The sequence below is a fragment of the Micrococcaceae bacterium Sec5.7 genome (genome assembly GCA_039636785.1).
Lineage (GTDB): Bacteria > Actinomycetota > Actinomycetes > Actinomycetales > Micrococcaceae > Arthrobacter.
In genome coordinates this window covers 4,023,913-4,046,912 of record CP144169.1, presented here as the reverse complement: position 1 = coordinate 4,046,912, position 23,000 = coordinate 4,023,913, and the positions used below count along the sequence as shown (strand labels likewise).

General features: G+C 63.6%; 18 protein-coding genes and 1 pseudogene. 6 read left to right on the top strand and 13 right to left on the bottom strand.

Features of this window, described 5'->3' with window-relative positions:
• Positions 1–44 precede the first annotated feature (44 nt).
• Together V3C33_19335 and xylA are read right to left on the bottom strand one after the other, a co-directional pair.
• Positions 45–1,676: an FGGY family carbohydrate kinase gene (locus V3C33_19335; protein ID XAS67544.1), complete on the bottom strand. Its 1,632-nt coding sequence runs from the start codon at positions 1,674–1,676 to the stop codon at positions 45–47.
• Positions 1,677–1,680: 4 nt separating this feature from the next.
• Positions 1,681–2,871: a xylose isomerase gene (gene xylA, locus V3C33_19330; GenBank protein ID XAS67543.1), complete on the bottom strand. Its 1,191-nt coding sequence runs from the start codon at positions 2,869–2,871 to the stop codon at positions 1,681–1,683.
• Positions 2,872–3,075: 204 nt separating this feature from the next.
• Between xylA and V3C33_19325 the strand changes: the two genes are divergently transcribed.
• Entirely contained in the window at positions 3,076–4,344 is a 1,269-nt protein-coding gene (locus tag V3C33_19325; protein XAS67542.1) for an FAD-binding protein, read from the top strand.
• A gap of 11 nt (positions 4,345–4,355) precedes the next feature.
• Positions 4,356–5,615 (top strand): ROK family protein, encoded by a 1,260-nt coding sequence (locus tag V3C33_19320; GenBank protein XAS67541.1) that lies wholly within the window; start codon positions 4,356–4,358, stop codon positions 5,613–5,615.
• Positions 5,616–5,679: 64 nt separating this feature from the next.
• Here the strand turns inward: V3C33_19320 and V3C33_19315 are convergent.
• Positions 5,680–6,058, bottom strand: a pseudogene (locus V3C33_19315) (VOC family protein).
• Positions 6,059–6,219: 161 nt separating this feature from the next.
• Between V3C33_19315 and V3C33_19310 the strand changes: the two are divergent.
• Positions 6,220–6,897, top strand: a complete 678-nt coding sequence (locus tag V3C33_19310) for a hypothetical protein (protein ID XAS67540.1) — start codon at positions 6,220–6,222, stop codon at positions 6,895–6,897.
• A gap of 149 nt (positions 6,898–7,046) precedes the next feature.
• Positions 7,047–7,652 (top strand): hypothetical protein, encoded by a 606-nt coding sequence (locus tag V3C33_19305; protein ID XAS67539.1) that lies wholly within the window; start codon positions 7,047–7,049, stop codon positions 7,650–7,652.
• Positions 7,653–7,658: 6 nt separating this feature from the next.
• On the opposite strand, the gene V3C33_19300 is transcribed toward V3C33_19305, so the two are convergent.
• Entirely contained in the window at positions 7,659–10,463 is a 2,805-nt protein-coding gene (locus V3C33_19300; GenBank protein XAS67538.1) for a DEAD/DEAH box helicase, read from the bottom strand.
• Positions 10,464–11,443: 980 nt separating this feature from the next.
• On the opposite strand from V3C33_19300, the gene V3C33_19295 reads away from it, so the two are divergent.
• Both V3C33_19295 and V3C33_19290 read left to right on the top strand, forming a co-directional pair.
• Entirely contained in the window at positions 11,444–12,640 is a 1,197-nt protein-coding gene (locus V3C33_19295) for a Fic family protein (GenBank protein XAS67537.1), read from the top strand.
• A gap of 206 nt (positions 12,641–12,846) precedes the next feature.
• A complete protein-coding gene (locus V3C33_19290) occupies positions 12,847–13,419 on the top strand; it encodes an AAA family ATPase (protein XAS67536.1) in 573 nt (190 codons plus the stop codon).
• Positions 13,420–13,716: 297 nt separating this feature from the next.
• Here V3C33_19290 and V3C33_19285 read toward each other — a convergent pair whose 3' ends face one another.
• The 9 genes from V3C33_19285 to V3C33_19245 form a co-directional block, all read right to left on the bottom strand.
• Positions 13,717–14,340, bottom strand: a complete 624-nt coding sequence (locus V3C33_19285; protein XAS67535.1) for a suppressor of fused domain protein — start codon at positions 14,338–14,340, stop codon at positions 13,717–13,719.
• Positions 14,337–14,864 carry a DUF2199 domain-containing protein gene (locus tag V3C33_19280; protein ID XAS67534.1) on the bottom strand — a complete coding sequence of 176 codons (528 nt, stop codon included), beginning with the start codon at positions 14,862–14,864 and terminating at the stop codon, positions 14,337–14,339. The genes V3C33_19285 and V3C33_19280 overlap by 4 nt, the downstream gene beginning before the upstream one ends.
• 371 nt (positions 14,865–15,235) lie before the next feature.
• Positions 15,236–15,889: a hypothetical protein gene (locus V3C33_19275; protein XAS67533.1), complete on the bottom strand. Its 654-nt coding sequence runs from the start codon at positions 15,887–15,889 to the stop codon at positions 15,236–15,238.
• Positions 15,890–15,921: 32 nt separating this feature from the next.
• A complete protein-coding gene (locus V3C33_19270; protein XAS67532.1) occupies positions 15,922–16,587 on the bottom strand; it encodes a hypothetical protein in 666 nt (221 codons plus the stop codon).
• Entirely contained in the window at positions 16,584–17,180 is a 597-nt protein-coding gene (locus V3C33_19265; protein XAS67531.1) for an RNA polymerase sigma factor, read from the bottom strand. Before V3C33_19265 ends, V3C33_19270 begins: the two co-directional genes overlap by 4 nt.
• 382 nt (positions 17,181–17,562) lie before the next feature.
• Positions 17,563–17,892 carry a metal-sensitive transcriptional regulator gene (locus V3C33_19260; protein ID XAS67530.1) on the bottom strand — a complete coding sequence of 110 codons (330 nt, stop codon included), beginning with the start codon at positions 17,890–17,892 and terminating at the stop codon, positions 17,563–17,565.
• 57 nt (positions 17,893–17,949) lie between these two features.
• Positions 17,950–19,950, bottom strand: a complete 2,001-nt coding sequence (locus V3C33_19255) for a heavy metal translocating P-type ATPase (GenBank protein XAS69800.1) — start codon at positions 19,948–19,950, stop codon at positions 17,950–17,952.
• A gap of 153 nt (positions 19,951–20,103) precedes the next feature.
• Positions 20,104–20,418, bottom strand: a complete 315-nt coding sequence (locus V3C33_19250) for a YHS domain-containing protein (GenBank protein ID XAS67529.1) — start codon at positions 20,416–20,418, stop codon at positions 20,104–20,106.
• Positions 20,419–20,656: 238 nt separating this feature from the next.
• The gene (locus V3C33_19245) at positions 20,657–22,975 is read right to left on the bottom strand and encodes a heavy metal translocating P-type ATPase (protein XAS67528.1); all 2,319 of its coding nucleotides are present in this window, start codon (positions 22,973–22,975) and stop codon (positions 20,657–20,659) included.
• Between the last annotated feature and the right edge of the window lie 25 nt (positions 22,976–23,000).

The following is a 23,000-nucleotide window of genomic DNA, read 5'->3' as shown; positions in this document are numbered from 1 at the left end:
GCCTTGAAGGGCGGGAATGCCCAACAAGCCTAGGAACGGGGCGCTCAGCCCAATGCAGTCTTCCTGTAGTTCTCGCCGATTGACGGATGAAAATCCGGTTCGGGCGTGGCATCCAACGCCAGGTCCCATGCCGGCCGGGTGCCCGTCAGCGCCCAGGCCGCCTGGACAGCCGCACCCCGTGCCACGTATTCGCCCGGGCTCGGAATGACCACCCGAAGATCGAATACCTGCGCCGCTATTTTCTGCACGGCCGGGTTCTGCACTGCTCCGCCGATCAGCAGCAGCCGCTCCGCCGGGTAACCCAGTGCCTGAAGCGCTTCAAGCCCCCCGGACAGGCCGCACAGCATTCCCTCGATTGCCGCCCGGGCAATGTTCGGACGGGTGGTTGAGGCGATGCTGAGTCCGTGGAAACTGGCCGTGGCATGCGGCAGGTTGGGCGTACGTTCACCCTCAAAATAGGGCACCAGCACCACGCCGCCCGAGCCTGGCTCGGCCTCCAGCGCCAGCGTGGACAGCCGATCGAAATCAACATCAAGCAGCCCGGCCACTGAACTGAGCACCCGAGCCGCATTCAGTGTTACGGCAATGGGCAGATGCAGCCCGCTGGCATCCGCGAACACCGCAACAATGCCGGTGGCGTCGCTGTGCAGCTCGGCCGCGACGGCGAACACCGTTCCGCTCGTGCCCACGGAGACCACAACATCACCGGGTTTGGCACCCAGGCCCAGGGCGGCCGCGGCATTGTCCCCCGCGCCGGGACCGAGCAGAATCCGCTCGCCCTCGCTTGTGGCCGTGCCCTCGCCCTCGCTGCTGTCCGGGACATCGGCCCCGTTGGTGGCGGCCAGGCCGTTGTCCACGTCGCTGAAACTGTCGGGATGAATGTGGCCGCCGGTCTCGGCCGGGGCCAGGACTCGGGGCAAAATAACGGCCCAGGCTGGCTCCGCTCCATGTCCAACTTCGGCCCGGCTTCCGGCTTCCACCCCGATCCCAGCCGCAGCTGCGTCCCTGCGGTCCCCGGCTGCGTCCCGTAGGTCCGCCACGCCCCGGGCTTCACGCACTTCCCGCCCGAAGGCAAGCCGGAACAGCTCCAGATCGTAGCTGCCGGTGACCGGGCTCCAGTATCCGGTCCCGCTGGCATCCGAGCGGTCGGTGGTGAGCTGCTCAAGGTCCGGGCCCAGGGGGCTGGAGCCCGCCGGGCCGTAGCCGCGCAACCGCCACGTCAGCCAGTCATGCGGAAGCGCCACCGCGGCAGCCCGGGCGGCGTTCTCCGGTTCGTGGTCGCGGACCCACCGGACCTTGGTGACGGTGAACGAGGCCACCGGCACCACGCCGGTCCGCGCGGCAAAATTCTCCGCGCCCACCTCCCGGGTGAGCGCCCTGGCGGACTCCGCCGAGCGGGTGTCGTTCCAGAGCAGCGCGGGCCGGACGATGTTTCCCCCCGAATCCAGCAGCACCATGCCGTGCTGCTGGCCCCCCACCGAAAGCCCGCTGACGTCCGCCAGGCCGCCGGCGTCGTCAATGGCTGCGGACAATGCCTGCCACCAATGGTCCGGGTGGACTTCAGTGCCTTCCGGATGGCTGGCCCGGCCGTCGCGGACCAAGGCCCCGCTCTCTGCGTCGAGAATGACCACTTTGCAGCTTTGGGTAGAGGAATCCACCCCGGCAACCAGCGTCACAGGATCAGCGCGCGCCGAGGAGGTGCTCGATGAAGAGCTGCTGGAGCTTCACAAAACCGAAGCCGTTGCCGCCGAAGTAGGAATCGACGTCGAACTCCTCGTAGGCAGACTTGTCCGCCCGAAGCTGCTCGTAGCCTTCGCCTGCGCTGAGCGTGGGTTCGTTGATTTCCGCAACGCGCGAGGCCAGCACGGCTGCCTGGACCTCGGGATCCGCCCGGAATGCGGTGGCCCGCTCCTTGAGCAGGAGATAGGTCTGCATGTTGGCTGCGGCGGAGTCCCACACACCGTCGATGTCTTCGGTGCGGCTGGGCTTGTAGTCAAAGTGGCGCGGACCTGTGTACGCGGGGCCGCCGTCGGGGCCGCCGTTTTCGAGCAGGTCAACCAACGAGAACGCGTTCTGCAAGTCGCCGTGGCCGAACACCAGGTCCTGATCGAACTTGATGCCGCGCTGGCCGTTGAGGTCGATGTGGAAGAGCTTGCCCTGGTAGAGGGCCTGCGCAATGCCGTGGGTGAAGTTCAGCCCGGCCATCTGCTCGTGCCCCGTCTCGGGGTTGATGCCCACGAGCTCCGGACGCTCCAGTGTCTCGATGAAGGCAAGCGCGTGGCCCAGCGTGGGCAGCAGGATGTCGCCGCGGGGTTCGTTGGGCTTGGGCTCGATGGCGAACTGGATGTTGTAACCATTGTCCGTGACGTAGTCGCCCAGGAGGTTGACCGCTTCGCGGTAGCGTTCCAGGGCACCGCGGATGTCCTTGGCGGCGTCGTACTCGCTGCCTTCGCGCCCGCCCCACATGACAAACGTTTCGGCACCGAGTTCCGCGGCAAGATCGATGTTGTCCAGAACCTTGCGCAGGGCGTACCGGCGCACACCGCGGTCGTTGCTGGTGAAGCCGCCGTCCTTGAAAACGGGGTGGCTGAACAGGTTGGTGGTAATCATCGGGACCACCATGCCGGTGGCCTTCAGCGCACCGGTCAGGCGGTCGATTTCGCGCTGCCGGTCTGCGGCGGAGCTGCCGAACGGAAACAGGTCGTTGTCATGGAAGGTGATGCCGTACGCGCCGAGGTCGCTGAGCCTGTTGACCGCCTCCACGGTGTCCAGCGGCGGGCGGGTGGCGGAACCGAACTGGTCCTGGGCCTCCCAGCCCACGGTCCAGAGGCCGAAGGAAAATTTGTCTTCACGGGTGGGCTTGATCGTCATTGAGTGCTCCGAAACGGTGGGGGGTCGTTTGCCAAATTGTTCTGTAGACAAACATATTGGGAATTTCGGTGATGTCAACCACTAAGCCGCAGAAACCTTGGCGCTACATTGTTGCTGAAATGTCTGGAAAACTCTGGTTTTACGGAAATTTCACTGTTATGTTGTTGAGTCAAGCAAATAACCAAGCATTTAAGGATACAAAGCGTGAGCGAGCACAGCACCGTGGAACGAAACTGGGCCGGAAACCTGAGCTATCAGGCGCCCGTGATCGCCCGCCCGCGCACTGTGGAAGCGCTGCAGAAGCTGGTGGCGGGGACCGCACGGATCCGCGCCCTGGGTTCCCGCCATTCGTTCAACGACATCGCCGACACCCGCGGCACGCTGGCAGCCCTCGACCTGCTGGATCCCGGCATCGCCGTGGATCCAGACCAAATGACCGTGACAGTCAGCGGCGGCACCCGCTACGGCACGCTCGCGGAAGAACTGCAGAGTCAGGGCTTTGCCCTGCACAACCTCGCCTCGCTTCCGCACATTTCAGTGGCCGGCGCCGTGGCCACGGCCACCCATGGCTCCGGCGACGGGAACGGGAACCTGGCCACCGCCGTCGTGGGCCTGGAAATAGTGACGGCCGACGGCGGCATCCTCACCGCCCGCCGCGGCGAGACCCCGGACTTTGAGGGCATGGTGGTGGGCCTGGGCGCGCTGGGGATTGTCAGCAGCGTAACCCTGGACATCGAACCCACTTTCGAAGTGGCCCAGAGCGTGCTTGAAAATCTGGACTGGGAGCAGGTGCTGGAGAACTTTGACGGGGTGACTTCGTCCACCTACAGCGTCAGCCTTTTCACGGACTGGAGCGGCGCCACCGTGGGGCAGGCGTGGCTGAAGGGCCGGACGGATGGCCGCCTGGAAAGCCTCCCCGGGTTCTTCGGCGGAACTCCGGCCACGGCGCCTCGGCATCCGCTCCCGGGAGTATCGGGCAGCACGTGCACCCAGCAACTCGGCGTCCCCGGGCCGTGGTCCGACAGGCTCGCCCACTTCCGGATGGAATTCACACCAAGCAAGGGGGACGAGCTGCAGTCCGAATACCTCATACCCCGGGAACACGCAGCAGACGCCATCCGGACCATGCGCCGGCTCTCCGGTGTGGTGACGCCCCTGCTCCTGGTCTCGGAGATCCGGACCATCGCGGCGGACCGGCTCTGGCTGAGCCCGAACTACGGCCGCGACGGCATCGGCCTGCACTTCACCTGGCGGCCTGACCAGCCCGGCGTTGAGGCGGTGCTGCGGCTTCTGGAAGCAGAGCTGGCACCGTTCGCGGCGAGGCCCCACTGGGGCAAGCTGTTCGACGGCGGTGCTGCCGCCCTCGGGCCGCTTTATCCTCGCTTTGACTGCTTCATCGCCCTGGCGGACCGGCTTGATCCGGACGGAAAGTTCCGGAACCCGTTCCTGGACCGCGCGGTCTTCGGCAGCTGATATCCTCACCGATGATGCCCTCCCCAGCCCTCAGCGCGCCGCCCCCCGCCTCCGCGACCCACGCCTCCTCCGCAGCGAGCGAGCCTGATCCGTCGCGGCGGAACAACCTCGCCCTGATCACGTCCCTGGTACATCACCACCGTGTGCTCAGCCGCGCGCAGCTGACCAGGCGGACCGGGCTGAACCGGTCCACAGTGGGCACCCTGATCGGGCAGTTGGTGGGGCTCGGACTGGTGTATGAGACCGCGCCCACCGGGGAGGCCCAGGTGGGCAGGCCCAGCCCGGAGGTCCGCCCCAGCGCATCCACAGCCGCCCTGGCGGTCAACCCGGAGATCGACGCCGTGACCATCGGCCTGGTAAGCCTCGGCGGCCTGGTCAGGAAGAAGATCCGGTTTCCAACCGAGGGGATCCCCTCGGCAAAGGAAGCGGTGAACATTGCGGCGGCCGTGATTGCCGGAATGCGTTCAGAGCTCGACGCCGATTACCGCATCACCGGTGTGGGGATCGCGGTGCCCGGGTTGGTCAACCGCGCAGACGGCGTAGTGCGCCATGCCCCGCACCTGGACTGGCGGAACGAGCCCATTGCCCGGATGCTGAGCCAGGCCACCGGCTATCCCTGCCAGGCTGCCAACGACGCTTCGCTGGGCGCGGAAGCCGAGCTGATTTTCGGGGCCGGGGCCGGCCGCGGCAACCTGATTTACCTCAACGGCGGCGCCAGCGGCATCGGCGGCGGAGTCATTGCGGACGGCGCATTGCTCCGCGGCGCTTCCGGATATGCCGGGGAACTGGGACACACCTTTGTCCGGTCGGCCGGCGAGGCCTGCCATTGCGGCGCCTCCGGCTGCCTGGAGACCGAGGTGGCCCAGTCCAGGCTTTTTGGGCTGGTCGGCATTGACGGCGGCGGCGAAGCGGCGCACCTCGAAGAGGCACTTCGGGCCCGCAGCGGTCCGGAAGTCACCAAAGAGGTTTCACGCCAGCTGGGCTACCTCGGCGTTGCCCTGCGGAATGCCGTCAACATCTTCAACCCGGACGCAATTGTCCTGGACGGCTTCCTCGGAATTCTGCATTCGCTGGCTCCGGACACCCTGGACCAGCTACTCCGGACCCAGGCCATGGACGGGCCGGCCGGCCAGGTCCGCATCTACCGTGCCGCGCTTGGCTCCGATCTGATGATGATCGGCGCCGCGGAACTCGCCTTCACCCGTTTCCTGGCCGACCCTGCCGGCGTCAGCGCCCTACCCGCGCCCCGCACAGTCTCCGCTGACGGCTGACGGCTGACGGCTGACCCTGGAAGTTGCCCGCCTCAGCCGGCCGCTGGTCTATGTGGGAGCCGGCTCAGTCCTGATGCAAGGATGAAGTTGCCGCACGTATCGTCGAACACCGCAGTGACCCCTGACGGGTCCTCGGCGGGTTCACCCTGGAAGCGAACGCCCGCAGCGGTCAACCGGCCGTACTCTGCCCTGACATCCGTTACGCCAAGAACCATAGCCGGGATCCCGGCGTCGTGCAGTCCGTTCATGTAATCCGCGCCGATCGGGTTGTCGCTGGGCTCCAGCAGCAGGCCCGCCCCGCCGGCGTCAGCGCCCGTGTCCTTAACGATAAACAGGTTGTGCTCCGGCATGGCCATCAGCGTTTCGAAGCCAAGCGTATCCGTGTAAAACGTGTGGGCGGCGGCCGGTTCCAGGACGTGAATGCTGCACATTTTGAGTCGCATGCCGCCAACGCTACGCGGAAGCCGCTTCCCTGAAAAGCGCCGCTGAAGACAGCGCCGGCCGCCAAACCGTTCCAGCCCATTGACCGCGGGGCCGCGAGGGGTTGCAATTGAAGGAGCAGCCCGATTTCCCTGCACCGGGCACGTTGCTTGGAGGTGGCGTGGTGCCAGCCATAACAGAATCCGCTCCGTTGGGGCCGTGGCAGCTGCTCTTCTGGGGCGTTGTTCTTGTGTGCGCCGTGGCCGCCACCGTTCTCGCCGCCCGGATCCACCGGACCAACGGAAAGGCCGACGCCGACGCCTCGGATCCGGTCTTTTGGGACCTTTTCGCCGGACTCGCCGTGGTTGTCCCCGCCCTGGTCATACCTACACTGGCCTCCCCGCTTGCGGGACTTGTGCTGGCCATCATTGCCTGTGCCACGGCGGTTGCGGCGTACCTCGGCACTCCCCGGGTGATCCGCTGGCTGGACAACAGGCAGCGGCGACGGCAGGCACTGCCCGCGGTCGAGGCCGCCGCGGCCACACATCGTCGGCTGCTGGCCGCCTGGCAGCGGTACGAACTGGATCCGGCCCTGGGGATCGATTACCCGGACATGACCGATGTGCGCCGGCCGGAGACCGCCGCACTGGTCAGGGCAATGCGGGAGGCCGCCACGCTGCGGACTGCCCATGAGACGGGCGAGTACCCGCCGGCTGTTGCCCGGCTGGAGCAGGCCCTGGCCGCGGCCGAGTCCGCCGCCGGAGTGGCGGCCCACGTCAGTGGGGTCCAGGCAGTCGGTGGGGTTCAGGCAGTCCTCGCGGGCCTGCCCGGTAGCGCCGCCGGCCCTCTCCCAACTCAGTAGCAGCAGACGCTGTTTTGAGCGCCCAAAACGACATCTGCTGCTACCCAGTTGGGTGGCACGGCGGAGCTCGTAGCCCCGCCGGTGCCGAGACGTTAAGTGCTGTGTCCTTCGCACTGGAACCCGCCCCGACGGCAACGTAGCATCCAAACATGGACCGTACAGCTGAAGAAGAACGAGACCATCACGGCCGCCGACTGGCGGACCGTGCAGTGTGGGAACAAGCCACAACCCTCGAAGCAGCCGGGGAACTGACTGCCCGCTGGCTCGAAGGGCAGAGCCAGTATCAGCCGGGCACCTTCTCGGCCTCCTTCGATGAGGAGACCCGTTCCATCGCCGGCCAGCTGGCCGAAATCAACCGGAGCGGACTCTTCACCAAGGAATCGCAGCCCGGCCTGATCACGGACGCCGGCAACGCCCAGCGCCAGTACGTCACTGGTTTTTGCAGTGTGGAAACCGCGGCGGATCTCCTGGACCTGTCCACGCGCACGGAACTCGTCACGGTAGGGCACGCACCCGGCGAAATGAGCAGTTCGTCCATTCCCGTGACGCTGGACCAGGGCGCGGTGGTTACGGTTCTCGGTTCCAGCGAAAGCCCGATTGAACCCGCCCAGGTCCAGGACTGGTCGGACGAAACCAACGACTCACTCGCGCTGCTTCTCGCTGACTCCTGGTATGTGGAGGTCCTGGATCCGGTCTGGGGCCGTCACGACATACTGCTGCCGGCAATCCTGGAGTCCCTCAGGAAACCGCAGTGACACGCCCTAGTTCCCGCGCGCCAGCACCTGCCCCTTGAAGAACTCGGGGCGGAGCCGGGCCATCACCTGCATGATCGCTACACCCAGCAGGATCACGCCCATGCCCAGGATGAACACCAGCCCCAGGCCGCCCACGGATGAGCCGGAGCCATAGGCCGGATCCATGGAGTCATAGACGGTCTTGAAGAACATCACCAGAAGGATCACTCCACCCAGCAGCGGGGAGAGGACTTTGAAGAAGAAGGCCCGGCCATTACTGAATGCCTGCGCCCGGAAGAACCAGACACACGCCAGGGCGGTGATGCCGTAATAGAAGCAGATCATCATGCCCAAAGCCGTGATGGTGTCCCAGAGCGCGTTCTCCGACGCGGTCCGGGTGATCACGTAAAAGGCTGCCGCCGCACCGGCCGCGGCAACGGTGGCGTAGGCCGGGGACGCGTAACGGGGGCTGACCTTGCCGAACTGCTGCGGGAGCGCCTTGTAGTGGCCCATGGCCAGCAGGGTCCGCGCCGGCGAAACAAACGTGGACTGCAGGGACGCGGCCGAGCTGCTCAGGATGGCCAGCGACATCGGAATGGCAAACGGCCCCATCACCGGACCGGACAGAACAGCGAAAATGCTGGACTGGTTCTCCGGGTTGCCCACACCCAGCCCTGTTTCGCCCACACCCGCAAAGCTCAGAGTGGCCAGCGCAACAGTCATGTAGATCACCACAATGACCACCACCGTGACCGTTGCCGCGCGGCCGGGCGTCTTCTCCGGATTTTTGGTTTCCTCGTTCATGGTCAGGGTGACGTCCCAGCCCCAGTAAATGAAGATCGAAAGTGAGACGCCGGCCGCAAAGGCCGAGAACGAACCGACGGCAAAGGGGTTGAACCAGTCGGGCGAAATGGCCGTGGCATCAAAGGCCGAGCCGTTGGCCACATGGCTGAACGCGGCCACCGCAAACCAGCCCAGCACCAGGAGCTGGAAACCTACCAGGACATACTGCACGCCCTTGGTGGTTTCCAAGCACCGGTACGAAACCGGGGTCCACGCCAAGGCTTCCTCTTCGGTGACTTCGACCCGGGTCGCGGTGATCGTGTCCTGGATGATGCGCAGCACCGACGGGGTCACAGACTTCGACATGACCTCGAAGGCCCGCTGGAATGGGTTGACCGAGTCGATGAGATTGATATTGATGTCGTCGATATTGACGAACTTCTCGGCCATCTTGATGAACCGCTTATCACCGACCTCGCGGATCTCCCCGTTCTTGATGACGGAGTCCACCACGACCTGCTGACGAAGCTCCTCAACCTGAGTTTCGTCCAAGTCGGGGTACCGCTCGCGGATGATCTTCGGGATCAGAACCTTGTTCGTCGTCTCGGGATCGACCGAGCCGGCGGCGGCTTTGGCGAAGGTGTCGTCTTGCAGGATTGTGGCCTTGAGGTCATTCAGATCCGTCTCGACAATCTGCTTGACCCGCTCGGAGGAGGGCTCCTTGAAGCCCTTGATCTTGATGACTCCCGGCGGATTCACGTCATCGTCTTCAGCGCGCTTGGTCTTGAAGGTGAAGTTCTGTGCGAGCACCTGCTCCATTAGCAGCGACGCCGTGATGGCCTTCAGCATGTTGTTCACCGAGACCTTCACCTCGCTCTGAGTGGCGTCGGGCTCAGCGATCAGGTTCGTGAACTGGGCATGCTCCTTGCCGGGGCTGTCGCGAGTGACGCGACCAATGATCTGGATGACCTCGGTCAGCGAGGCGCGGTACCCGACGGTCAGGGCGTGCTCAGCAAATGGCCAGTCGAAGCCTTCCTTTGCCATGCCCAGGGCGATGATGATGTCCACACCATCGCGCTCTTTGGAAGCTACATGGGCGAGATAGTGGAGTGTGTCAGCCCGCTTCTTCTGGTCTGTGTCGTCCACGAGATCAGCGACCCGAAGAATCTCACCGGTGTCCTTGTGGCGAATGCTGATGATCCCGGTCTCCGGGTCGGTTGCTTCGACATGGCCGATCGCATCGATAATGAACCCGACTTCTTCGATCTTGTCCTTGGTGGACTCGCCCGAGTTGACGTTCGGAATGTGAACGATCGTCTTCTTGTCCAGGTGCAGGACCTCACCGATTGCATCGGTATAGCGGCCCTGGTAGAAGTGATGCCCGATGCCGAGCGAGTGCAGGTGCTCATAACCGTTGAGCTGGTCGTAGTAGTTGAACGTGACCGGCATGAACCGTGCCTCGTCCTCCGCAGACAGCACAGGCACCGAGTCGCCGCGAAAATACGAACCGGTCATCGCGACGATGTGCACGTCCGAGCCGTTCATGACTTCACGCAGGAGCGCGCCGAGGCGGTTGGCCTCCGTGTCCGCTGAGACATGGTGAAATTCATCGATCGCCAGCACAGCGCCGTTGAACGCTTCCGGTGCGAGCTTCTCAAAGGCGAACCGCAGCGTCGCATGCGTGCAGACCAGCGTGGCACCGGAACCGTCAAGGAACTTGATGAACGCTCCGACCTTGCCCTGCGAGGAACCGGGGTCGCAGAGGTTGTGCTCGTCTTTGATTTCCCAGTCTGCGAAGAACCCGTTCGAGGTTAGCTTCGTCGAGGAGAAGGACGCTCCGATGGAACGCTCGGGGACGGCAACGATGACCTTCTTCCGGCCCTGGTTGTAGAGCTTGTCGAGCGCAACAAACATCAGCGCACGCGACTTGCCTGACGCAGGCGGAGCCTTGACCAGAAGGTGCTGGGCATCTCTCTTGGCGAAGACGCGCTGCTGCATCTCCCGCATACCCAGGGCATCGGTGTTAACCGACAGATTTGATACCGGCATCAAGGCTCATTGGTACCCACTTCAAACCACACTTCGGCTGTGCCGGACTCGCTTCGGCTAAACCTGACATTCCAACAGCCAGGCTTGTCAGTCACCAGGCCGCTGCCGTACTCGTCGCCTGGCCGATCATAGTTACTTGCCGGGTGATACTCGGGGCCCCAATCCAGGGAGCTACTCTCACCATCGGGACGACGAACGGTTACGGCAATTTCGCCCGTCCCACTGGCACGCCAAACAATCGTCTTCACCTCCTCTGAGGCCACGAACGGGTACGGTTCCGCTTGAATCAGCCCATGAAGCGTCATCCCACTTGTGGTGGAGGACTCAACTTCAAGTCCATCGCTGCTTTCACTGACTATCGATGGGGATTCGCATTTCGCCGCCGTACCCGGCAGCCCGGAAGCGTTATGCGAAGGACTGCTGTTTGTGCAGGCAGTGATAGTTAGTGTCGCAGCAACAAGAACGGCTGAAGCGCGCACGGCATTGGAACAGGACCTCATCCACTCATTGTGGCCGCTCAATCGCCGGACCAAAATGCCATCCGTGCTTCGTTCCCATATCGTTGCCGTGGGTTGTCTACTCCCGAGAACTCGAGGATTGCCGCACTCAACGAGACCCTGGAAACCGCCAAACCGAGCTGCGAAAGAACCGCCATTCCGAACTAACAGTCACACTCTTTGGCCGGCGTTCTGTGAGCGCTCGAAGGCGCAGGCCGTGTTCGATAGGGGAACCCCTTGCGGGACGGTTCCGCCATGGTGTGGTCCGAGTGCGTCGTTGATCTCTCCACGGCGCCACTTTTGCTGCACGCTCGTAAGTCGGATCTCAGCAGACATTGCCCTTTTTCGCTTCTCTCGCCGCCGAGGTCTCGCCAGCTTTGGAAGGGGCTTTCGCAAGATCCTAGAGCCGGCGTTGGGAATAAACGCAGAATAACGAGAAGTCATAACAATGGATAAGGGAATAAGCATTGGTAAACTCGATCCATGTCCATGTTTGAGGAGAAGTCGCCCTGGCCGTCGCTTGACTATGAAGAACGGCCATGGCGCAGCGTCCAGGACGAGTATGGCTCACGAACGCAGAAGCGTCTGGCCGCGGGGCCGTACTTGGCGGCGGTGCCCGCATTCATCGCCGATCAGACAATCTCGCTCGATAGCGAGCTGCACGCGCTGACTGAAGAGGCCGCGAGCGAGCTGGCCCGTTTCGATGCGGAAGTAGGTCAAATTGCGGCACCATTCGCGTCCATTCTCCTTCGCACCGAGAGCGCCTCAAGCTCGGAAATCGAGAACCTCACGAGCGGCGCACGGCAGATCGCCTTGGCGGAGCTCGGTGAGCACGCCTCGAAGAATGCGCAGCTCATCGTCGGCAACGTCCGAGCCATGCAAGCAGCTCTTTCCCTGTCCGAGTCCATCGACGGCCACGCCATCCTGGAAATGCATCGCGCACTGCTTGAGCAAAGCAATCCCGACATCGTCGGCCATTGGCGTGACCAGCAGGTCTGGATCGGTGGCGGGAGCCTCGGACCGCACACCGCGCAGTTTGTCCCTCCCCATCAGGATCGGGTCCCCGCGCTCATGGACGACCTCTTCGCCTTCGCTAATCGCGACGACCTTCCCGTGCTCGTTCACACCGCGATCACTCACGCCCAATTCGAGACAATCCACCCGTTCCCCGATGGCAACGGGAGGGTCGGTCGCGCCCTCATCCAGTCGATGCTGCGCGGCGGGCAGCTCACTCGAAACGTTGCCGTTCCTGTCTCCGCAGGTTTGCTCCACAACACCAGCCAATACTTTGATTCCCTGGGTGCGTACCGGTCCGGAGACATCGCCCCGATTGTTCGTTCAATCGCCGAGGCATCCTTCGCGGCGGTACACAACGGCCGTATCCTCGTCGACGACCTGGAAATCGTGCAGGTCGAATGGCGCGGGCGCATCAGCGCGAGACGAGACTCGGCAGCCCACCGGCTCGTGGACGTTCTCCTTCGCCAACCCGTGATTGGCGCAGCCGCAGCCGCAGCTCAGCTTGGCATATCGACCGTCAACGCTCAGGTCGCTATCGACCGCCTCGTTGACGCCAACATTCTGACCCAAATCACAGACGGACGACGAAACCGAATTTGGCTAGCGAAGGACGTCGTTCAGGTCCTTGACGAGTTCGCCGCCCGAGCAAAGCGGCGCCGATAGCCGGACGGTGAACGGACGCACTCTGAGCCGACCGAGCGCTGCCCGATTTGGAGTCCAGCTCCGGCCCGCAACGGAACGCTGAACGGACATTATCTCCGGCGGGCGTGGCGGGCTGGTGGCCTGAGGCGCATGCGTACGGCTAGCGTGTCGTCTATGCGAATACCAGTAAGACCGTTCGGCTCGGCGGGATGCGGTGGGAACCACTCATGGCTGATCTGATTCTCCTGAACGGCCCGCCGGGAATCGGTAAGTCAACTCTGGCGAGGATGTTCGTCGATCGCCACCCGGGCACATTGAATCTGGACATCGATCAAGTGCGCTGCCTGATTGGTGGGTGGCAAGAGGACTTCCAGGGAACCGGAGAGACAGTCCGCCCCGTCGCGGCCAGCATGGCTGCCGCGCACCTCGCTGCAGGACGTGACGTCATCATGCCGCAGTTCCTCGACGCCGACGACGAGATTGCAATCTTCCGGGCCCTCGCTGAGGAGACCGGCAGCGGCTTCCAAGAGATTGTCATCATGGACACGAAAGAGCGTTCCGTCGAGAGGTTCGGCGACCGTGGCGCCGAGGATGATGTCCCGTGGCACGAGCAGATTAAGGCAATCGTGGAACAAGGCGGTGGTTCGCAACTGCTGGAGTCCATGTACGACGATCTGGTCCGCGGACTTCGAAAACGGCCGTCCGCTTCCGTCATCCACAGTAGCTCCGGAGCCATCGAGGAGACCTACGCGAACTTGGTATGTGCGCTGGCGCTAAAACGAGCCAAGGCCCGGCCGTAAAGGCACCACATCAGGTCAAGTCGATTTGCGATCCACACGCAAATGGACTTGACTGCCGACACAAAACCGTGACCGGCAGGGAAACCCTCCACCGGGACGCCCCACCATTCCGAAAGCGGATCCCTCACCGGACGCACTGAATCTATCCTTGAGCGCATGCTATCGATCAGTCGTCGACCGCTGCGGCGAGTGGGGGTACACCCGAAACCCGATTCCTGACTGGGAACCCACATGGCATGATGCAACCGAATCAGTTCCTTAGAACTGGTACGGTGCTCCGGCTCCCCTTAGTCCATTTTATCGCCGTCCCATATTCAGGGCGGACCGCAGCCAGGAGGTTTTTTTCGGCTTCTTTAGGCTTGGGTGCAGCTCCCGGTCCAGATCCGCTGACTTTACTTCCCATTCCTCCCACATTCCGAGCAGGTCCTCTGCGCGGTTACCTTGCCGAAATTCGGCCTCTTCAGGGAAGACTGGCAGCGCGTCAAGGAAGGTGATGTGGCGACCATCCTTTAGCTGGAGGTCCGGAATGAGTTCGTCCGGTCGTTCGGTCAGGATCCAGCCGGTGAACTTCCGGTCTTCGATGACTTCCCAGTCCCCGGCGACGAAGACGCCGTGACAGGCAGGGTGCGGTGAGGTGCTGCAAACAAGGCTCGTGATGAGGTTGGCGAACGCTTCCCGGACCTGGGCAGAATCCTGCCTAATGCCGGTGAAGACTTCCACGGTGTGTGAATGGCCGCGGCCGCCCGGACCGGGGACGCTGATCCCGGCGGAGGCATACAAGGCAACCCCCATCCTCGACGATGCCCGGGGCCAGTGAAAAAGGCCGACCGTGTTGCCCTCCAACGAAGTCATTGTGCCGAACTCAGGTTCGGCGCCTACAACGGACGCATAGTGCGCCTCCAGCTCATCCAAATGTCTCACGGGGCCTCAACCCCGGCCAGGTGATTGATCTCCGCTAGCCGATGCAGCGTTATGCCCATGCCCTGCTCTCCGACCAAGGGATGGTCAAACGACGGGTCGAGCTGAATGAAAGGAACAACTCCTGGATCCCTACTATGCACAAGGGTTGGAATGGAACTGGTTGACTGCTCGTAGGGCAATTCGTTACACAACCACCCGAACACCGGAGGCAGCGACGCACGGGCCAGGTCTTCCCAGTGGTCTGCGACCTGTTGGATGCTTTCCTCACTAACTGAGACCCAAACGGACCAGCTAAAAACGTCACCAGGTGCAATGAGGATGGGGATTTCAATATGTCCCCTGAGGAAGTAATGCCACTCGCCGCCAATTTGGAGGACGCACATGTCTGCGGTCAGTTCGCCTGCGTCGCGTTCCGCCTGTGCTGCGTGCACCCAAGGATCCGGGGCCTGGGACCCGAAGACCATGGCGACTCCCTCATGCATCTGTCCACAGACTCCGCATTCCCACTTGGCGTGACCGTCCATTAGCTCCCCCTTTATGTCTTATGGCTCTCAACTGGTCGAGCCTACCCGCCCCGCAATGTTCCTTCTCGCTTCCTTGAGCTCTCCGCCAACTTCGCCATATCGGCTAGAACCAATGCCAAAAGAACGTACTCCTACTGACCCATTTAGCAATCGACAATTATGGGCGCGTCACGAGGGCGGCGTACTCCTGTCTACCTCCCGGGCCCCTGAACCTGTTCGGATAACCTTCGGCTGTCCGGTTCGGGTGCCCGAAATGGAGCTCGCAAATCGTCCCGTTAACCGGTGGCTCACCCGACTTGAAGGCGTCCGGATAGGGATCCCTTACCGGGCGCCAAATTGTCTGTGGGCTTTTTCGCCTGCACGTCGCACAGTCATTGCCCTGGCTGATCATACTTAGCCAGGGCAGGAATGCCGAGCTTGCCGCAAATATCGGCTGGGCCGGGGATGACGCTGACGGTTTTTTCGACAACGCACTCGGTGAGTTCGGGGACGTAGTGGCCCGGGATGTGAACAGCAGGCCCGGAGGGGATGATCGGATTGCCGTCGGCGTCCCGGTCCTCCCCGTTCCACTCCGGTGTGGTGTAGGTCGGCGTGGTGAAGTTGTCAGGGATGAGGTCATCCGTGATTCCGTCCGGGTTCATGAGGTTTCTGTCCCACAGGTCCGCGCAGCTGGCCGTGGGGTCGGTGACATGAAACAGCCCGGCTTTGGGGTCCTCCGGGGTCGGGTTGTTGTTGGCGTCGAAGCCGGTAGCCATGAGCCCGGTCAATATATACGACGGAACTGTGCTGCCGGGTGCATCCGGTGATGGGTAGGTTCGTTCAAGATCGGCACGGAAGTAGCAGCGGATGTCGCGGGTGTCTTCCACGGAGACAGGATCAATAGGCGCCTGGACGGCGGACGCCGGGGTGCCGTCGGAGGAATCATTTTGTGATGCTAGGGCGGCCGATGCCGTGGTTGAGGCGGAATAGATCCCGGCCGCGGTGACGACGGCGGCCAGGGCCAGTGCTGCTGTTGATTTCTTCATGGACTTCATCTTTTCCGTCACGTGGTCCGTGACTACTTTTCAAGGGCGGGGATGCCGAGCTGGGCGCATACTTCTGCAGGGCCGGGAATGACGGCGACGGTGTTGTCAACGACGCACTCAGTGAGGAATGGGATGTAGTTGCCGAATGCCCGAATTGCTGGGTCGGGGTAGAGAGGGTTGCCGTTCTGATCCCTCACGGCTTCGGTCAGGGTCCGCTCGGCCGGAAGGCCCGGAGGAGGCGACACGAAGTCATCGGGGATGAGGTCGTCGTTGATGCCCTCCAGATGCATGTTCCCCATGTCCCACACACGGCTGCACTGGTTGATGGGGTCGTTGACCTGTTGCATGCCGGCGTTCCGGTCGTCCGGGTTTGGATTGTTCTTGGCATCGAAACCGGTGATGAATACCCCTGTGGTGATGTACGGGGGCTTAGTTTCCCCCGGTGACGTCTCGACCGGATAGGTAGTGGTGAGGTCAGCCCGGTAGTAGCAGCGGATGTCCCGTTTGTCTTCCACAGGTGCCAGGGCGACGTAGACCCCGGCCGCGGTCGAGCCGGCAAGTGCCAGCCCGGCGAAGGTCAGGGCTGCGGGTTTGCGCCACCATGGTGCCGTTTTGGGTTGCCGGCGGGCTTCCTGAACCAGCATGTTGCGGACGGCTTGTTTGGTGTCGGCTGGATAGCGGACGTCTGAAAGGTTCATGACAGCCTCGATTCCAAAAGTGTTTGTGAGTCACCGTCGCGGCCGAGCAGATGCGGGGCGGCGGCACGAAGTTTCTTCTTGGCCCGATTCACCCGGGAACGAACGGTGCCGATAGGGATACCGAGTGCGGTTGCGGTGTCTTCGTAGCTATAACCGTTCATTACGCACATCAAGAGAACGTCGCGTTCACCAGCGCTAAGCCCGGCAGCGCCGTCGAGAAGGTCCTTTACCTGCCGTTCGACATCCATCCGCTCGTCGGCTGCCGTGGCGTGGTCCGGAGCGGCAGGTGAATGCGGGAGCCGGCCCAGGAACTGTTCATGTCTGCGAACCGACCGGGCCTTGTTCTTTGCCGCGTTAGTGGCCACGCCCAGCAGCCAGGGAAGCAGGGAGTCCCGCTGCAAGGTCAGTCCTTTGCGCTGCCGCCATGCCTCCAGGAAGGTGACGGAGACGAGTTCTTCAGCATCATGCCAGGACCCGGTTCGGCTGAGGCAATATCGGAAGACAGCGTCCGAGTGTCTCTCGAACAGCGTTCCGAGCGCATCAGGGTCCCCGTTGACGCACCTCTCCCACAGCTCAGCATCCTGTTCCCCCATTTGGTTCATACCTAGTAGTGTCCGGCAACCGAACTTAAGTTCCCGCCATATCGAACTTCATCAAATCCACGCACGGGCGCTGGTGCGACAAAGAGCATTACAAAACGCCGCCACATAGCGATCAAATCCACAGGACGACGCGAAGTCGGCTTCGATTTCACCGGCAAGTGTGTTGCCAGAGTGCCCGGTAAAGGATCCCTAAGCGGGCGCCTCAAACAGTACGAGCTCTGATCATCCGTCGTCAGCTGTCACTCCGTGAATCGGGCGACAAGTCGGAAGCCCGAGATTCATGCATTCTGCTGGATGCAGTGTTGTGTTCAAGTACGGGGGCTGCGTCCGTCCACGCGTCTGCCCGTGATTTAGCGAATTTGGCTGGCAACCGTCAGGAGCGGACGAGCCGGGCGATGGCGTCGGAGGCTTCCTTGATCTTGATGTCTGCCTGCTCCCCGCCGAGCTTGGCAGCGTCGATGACGCAGTGTTTGAGGTGGTCATCGAGGAGTCCGAGTGCAAGGCCTTCCAGTGCCTTGGTGAGGGCCGAGATCTGGGTGAGGATGTCGATGCAGTACGTTTCCTCGTCGACCATGCGGTGGATTCCGCGGGCCTGGCCTTCGATGCGTTTGAGGCGGGCGAGGTATTTGCTTTTGTCGCCCATGTACCCGTGGGTGGTGTGGCACGAGTCTGCGGCGTCCGTGGCGGGAATGGTTGATTCCATGGCTATGTCCTTTGTCTTAGGTCTTTGTTCTTTGTTCTTTGTTTGATGGTTGCAGAGTTAGCGCTTCAGCGCCGCATTTGTGCTGGTTTCGGGCCGCAGGTCCAGCCGTCGCAGGAGCTGGGCGTTGAGGGCGACGACGATCGTGGACAGTGACATCAGGATCGCACCGACCGACATCGGGAGGACCAAGCCGATCGGGGCGAGGACGCCCGCGGCGAGGGGTACGGAGATGAGGTTGTAGCCGGCTGCCCACCATAGGTTCTGTTTCATCTTGCGGTACGAGGCGCGGGACAGTTCGATCACGGACAGCACCGAGCGGGGGTCATCGCTGGCGAGGATGACGCCTGCTGAGGCGATGGCGACATCCGTGCCCGCGCCGATCGCGATGCCGACGTCGGCCTGGGCGAGGGCGGGGGCGTCGTTGACGCCGTCGCCGACCATCGCGACTTTCCGTCCCTCGTGTTGGAGTTCCTTGACCTTCTCTGACTTGTCTTCGGGGCGGACCCCGGCGTAGACGCGGTCGATGCCCAGCTCGGCGGCGACCGATTGGGCGACAGCCGCGGCGTCGCCGGTGATCATGACGACCTGCACGTTCAGTGCGTGCAGCGCCTGGACGGCCTGGCGGGACTCCTCGCGGACCTCGTCGGCGAGTCTCAGGACGCCGATCACCGCACCGTCGGCCAGGACGTGCAGGACGATCGCTCCCTCCCCGCGCCAGGAACGGGCGATGTCCAGCTCGCTGCCGTTTTGCTGCTCCAGCAGGTTGGGTCCGCCGACCTGGATGCGGGTTCCGTCCACTGTGGCGGCGACGCCGACCGCTGGGGACGATACGAAACCGGACGCCTTCGGGAGGGCGAGTCCACGGCTCTTTGCCGCATTGACGATCGCCCGGGCCAGAGGGTGCTCGGAGTCGGCCTCGGCGGCCGCGGCAAGGGCCAGGATCTCCTCCTCGTTTTGGTTGCCGGTGGTTTCGACGGCGGTGATTGTGGGCTCGCCCTTGGTGAGGGTACCGGTCTTGTCGAACAGGACGGTGTCCACGGTGCGCATGCTTTCCAGCGCGAGCCGGTCCTTGATCAGCACACCGCCGCGGGCGGCGCGTTCGGTGGCGATGGAGACGACAAGTGGAATCGCCAGGCCGAGCGCGTGGGGGCAGGCGATCACCAGGACGGTGATGGTCCGCACGACACCGAGGTCGGGCATGCCGACCATGCTCCATATGATGGCGGTGATGACGCCGGCGCCGAGCGCGAACCAGAACAGCCAGGCTGCGGCAGTGTCGGCCAGGCGCTGGGCCCGGGAGCTGGAGTTCTGCGCGTCGGTGACCAGGCGCTGGATTCCTGCCAGGGCGGTGTCGTCGCCGACGGCGGTGATCTCGATCCGGAGCCCGGAGTCGGTGGCAACGGTTCCGGCGACGACGGGCTCCCCTTCACTGCGGCGCACGGTGCGTGACTCGCCGGTGATCATTGACTCGTCCATGCTTGCCGAGCCGGAGACGATCTTGCCGTCCGCGGGCACCCGGCCTCCCGGACGAACGACGACGGTGTCACCGAGCTGCAACTCCGACGGCGGTACCGGCACGGTCGTATCGCCGTCGACGCGTTCGGCAATATCCGGTAGGAGCGCTGCCAGGGAATCCAACGCCGAGGTGGTCTGGGCCAGGGAGCGCATCTCAATCCAGTGGCCCAGCAGCATGATCACGACCAGGAGTGCAAGCTCCCACCAGAAGTCGAGCTCGTGATGCAGCAGACCAATGCTTGCACCCCAGGAGGAGAGAGAAGCGACGGTGATCGCGAGGGCGATCAGCAGCATCATCCCGGGTTTGCGGGAGCGCAGTTCATCCACGGCACCCGTGAGGAACGGCCTACCGCCCCACACATACATGACGGTGCCCAGGATCGGGGAAATCCACGGTATCCAAGCCACATCGGGAAGCGTGTATCCGAGGATCGTCGAGAACATTCCGGAGAAACCCACCACCGGGACCGCCAGGACCAGCATGATCCAGAACAGCCGCCGGAACTGCCCGACGTGGTCACCATGGCCACCGTGGCCGCCCATGTCGTGTCCGGCGTGAGCGGAAACGGCATCCGCCGAAGGGTGTTCAGCCAGGGTGGAGACGGTTCCGTCGTGGTGATGGGCGTGCTCGTCCGGACCGGCAGGCCCGGGGTGCATTCCGCGGCCGCCGTGTTCCTGATGCTCGTTCATGGTCTTTTAACCTTTGGCTGGTCGGGGTACGGGTCGGGATAGGTCTCTGACAAAAGTGGTCGGGGTGGCGTACTTTGCCGGGTCGGCGTCGAACAGCGGTCCGCAGCCTGCGCAGCAGAACCAGTAGCGGGTGCCCTCGTAATCGCGGAAGAGTCCTGCGGATTCAGCGTCTTCCTTCACGACCTTGCTTCCAATCATGACGGGGCACTCAGCGAGGTCGTCGCTGCTGGCGCCGAGGAGGTTCTGGGCAGACGGAGGCATAGCGGCGGCGAGGGCCTTGTCGTTGTCCGTGGCGCTGGTGCTGCAACAGTTATTGCTCATGATAGGGGTTTCCTTTCGGTGGAACGGGGAGTGCTCGGATGAGCGAGGTGAATAACAATTACCATATACCCCTATAGGGTATTTGGTGGGTCCAAAAGACCTATTGGATTGAGTGTCAGGTGGCGCTGTCCGGGTGGGGGCGGCCGCCTCGGCGAAGTCCCCGCTGTCAGTTGCGGGCAGGCTGTGTTGCGGGTGCGTGATTTTGGCACATAGTTGATCTTTCTTTGGGCGGGGACGGTCAGACGCCCTGCAGCGGCCGCACGGGAGGGTGCGGTGCTGAGGTGGACGCCGTGGTGTTGGCCTTGGATTTAAAGGACCGCAGGCGAAGGCTGTTGCTGACCACGAAGACGCTGGAGAACGCCATGGCGGCCCCGGCGAGCATCGGGTTCAGCATTCCGAATGCGGCCAGCGGAATGGCTGCGACATTGTAGGCGAAGGCCCAGAACAGGTTCGTCTTGATGGTGCCCAGGGTCTTGCGGGAGAGGCGGATGGCATCGGCGGCGGAGCGGAGGTCCCCGCGCACCAGGGTGATGTCCGCGGCTTCGATTGCGACGTCCGTCCCGGTTCCCATCGCCAGGCCCAGATCGGCCTGGGCGAGGGCCGCGGCGTCGTTGACGCCGTCGCCGACCATCGCCACGACCTTCCCTTCGGACTGCAAGCGGGTGACGACGTCGACCTTGTCTTTGGGCATCACTTCGGCAATGACCTCGGTGATTCCGACCTCGGCTGCGACCTGCTCGGCGACCGCCCGGTTGTCTCCGGTCAGGAGCACCGGTGTCAGCCCGAGCGCTTTGAGCTGGGTGATTGCCTCGGCGCTGGTGGCTTTGACCGCATCGGCGACGACCAGCACTGCACGGGCCTCACCGTCCCAGGCGACCGTGACTGCGGTCTTGCCTTCGGATTCCGCGGTGGCCTTTGCCAGGGCGAGCGTGGAGGGAAGGTGCAGGGACCAGTCCGCCAGCAGGCTTTCGCGCCCGACGAGCACGGCATGGCCCTCGACGGTGCCCTGCACGCCCTTGCCTTCGACGTTTGTAAACGACTCCGGTACCGGAAGGGGCCCGATCTGCTGCGTTGCGCCCTTGGCGATGGCCTGGGCGATCGGGTGCTCGGAGGCGTCCTCCAGTGCGCCGGCCAGCCTTAACACGTCCTCGCGGGAGGTCCCGTCGGCGGTGAACACGTCAAGCAGGGTCATCTTGCCCGTGGTGACAGTTCCAGTCTTGTCGAGGACAATCGTGTCGACCTTGCGGGTGGATTCGAGTACTTCCGGGCCTTTAATCAGGATACCCAGCTGGGCGCCCCGCCCGGTGCCGACCAGCAGCGCGGTCGGTGTTGCGAGTCCGAGGGCGCAGGGGCAGGCGATGATGAGGACAGCAACGGCGGCCGTGAACGCGGCGCTGAGCGGGAAGCCGGCACCGATCCAAGCACCCAGCACCACAACGGCCATGGCGATGACGATCGGCACGAAGATCCCGGAGACCTTGTCGGCAAGGCGCTGGACCTCCGCCTTGCCCGACTGGGCGTCTTCGACGAGCCTGGCCATCTGTGCCAGCTGAGTGTCCGAGCCGACCCGGGTGGCGCGCACCACCAGGCGGCCGCCGGCGTTGACGGTCGCGCCGGTCACGGCGTCACCCTCGCCGACTTCGACCGGGATTGACTCGCCGGTGAGCATACTCGCATCCACTGCCGAGGTGCCCGCGACAATCACGCCGTCCGTGGCGATCTTTTCCCCCGGGCGGATGACGAACTCATCGCCCACCGACAGCTGCTCGACGGGGATCAGGGTTTCGACGCCGTCCCGGAGCACCGCGACCTCCTTGGCCCCCAGCCCCAGCAGGGCGCGCAGGGCGGCCCCTGCCTGGCGCTTGGACCGCTTCTCGAAATAGCGCCCGGCCAGGATGAACATGGTGACTCCGGCGGCGACTTCCAGGTAGATGTTCCCGGCCCCGTCCGAGGGGCTGATCGTGAACGAGAACCCGTGGGTCATGCCCGGCTGTCCGGCTGTTCCGAAGAACAGTGCGAACAGTGACCACAGCAATGCAGCGGACGTGCCGACCGAGACCAGCGTGTCCATCGTGGCCGCGCCGTGGCGCAGGTTGGTCCACGCGGCCTTATGGAACGGCCAGGCACCCCACACGATCACGGGAACGGCGAGCGTCAGGGACGCCCACTGCCAGTAGTTGAACTGCAGCGCCGGGATCATGGCCATCAGGATGACCGGGACCGACAGCACGATTGAAGCGCTCAGCCTGTTCCGCAGCGTTGTCAGCTCCGTGTCGGGCTGCTCCGTGCCGTCGACCGTCTGCTGGGTCCTTTTCGGCGTGGGGAGCGCCGCCGTGTAACCGGTCTTTTCAACCTCGGCGATCAGCGCCTGCGGGTCCAGGCCGGCGGGGGTGGTGATCTTTGCCTTTTCAGTGGCGTAGTTTACGGTCGCGATCACGCCGTCGAGCTTGTTCAGTTTCTTCTCGATCCGCATCGCGCAGGAGGCGCAGGTCATCCCTCCGATCTCAAGCTCGATGATGTTGCCCAGTGTTTGCGGCTGGGCCGATGTTGCGGACATGGGTCCTCCTCGGTGGTGCGCTTCC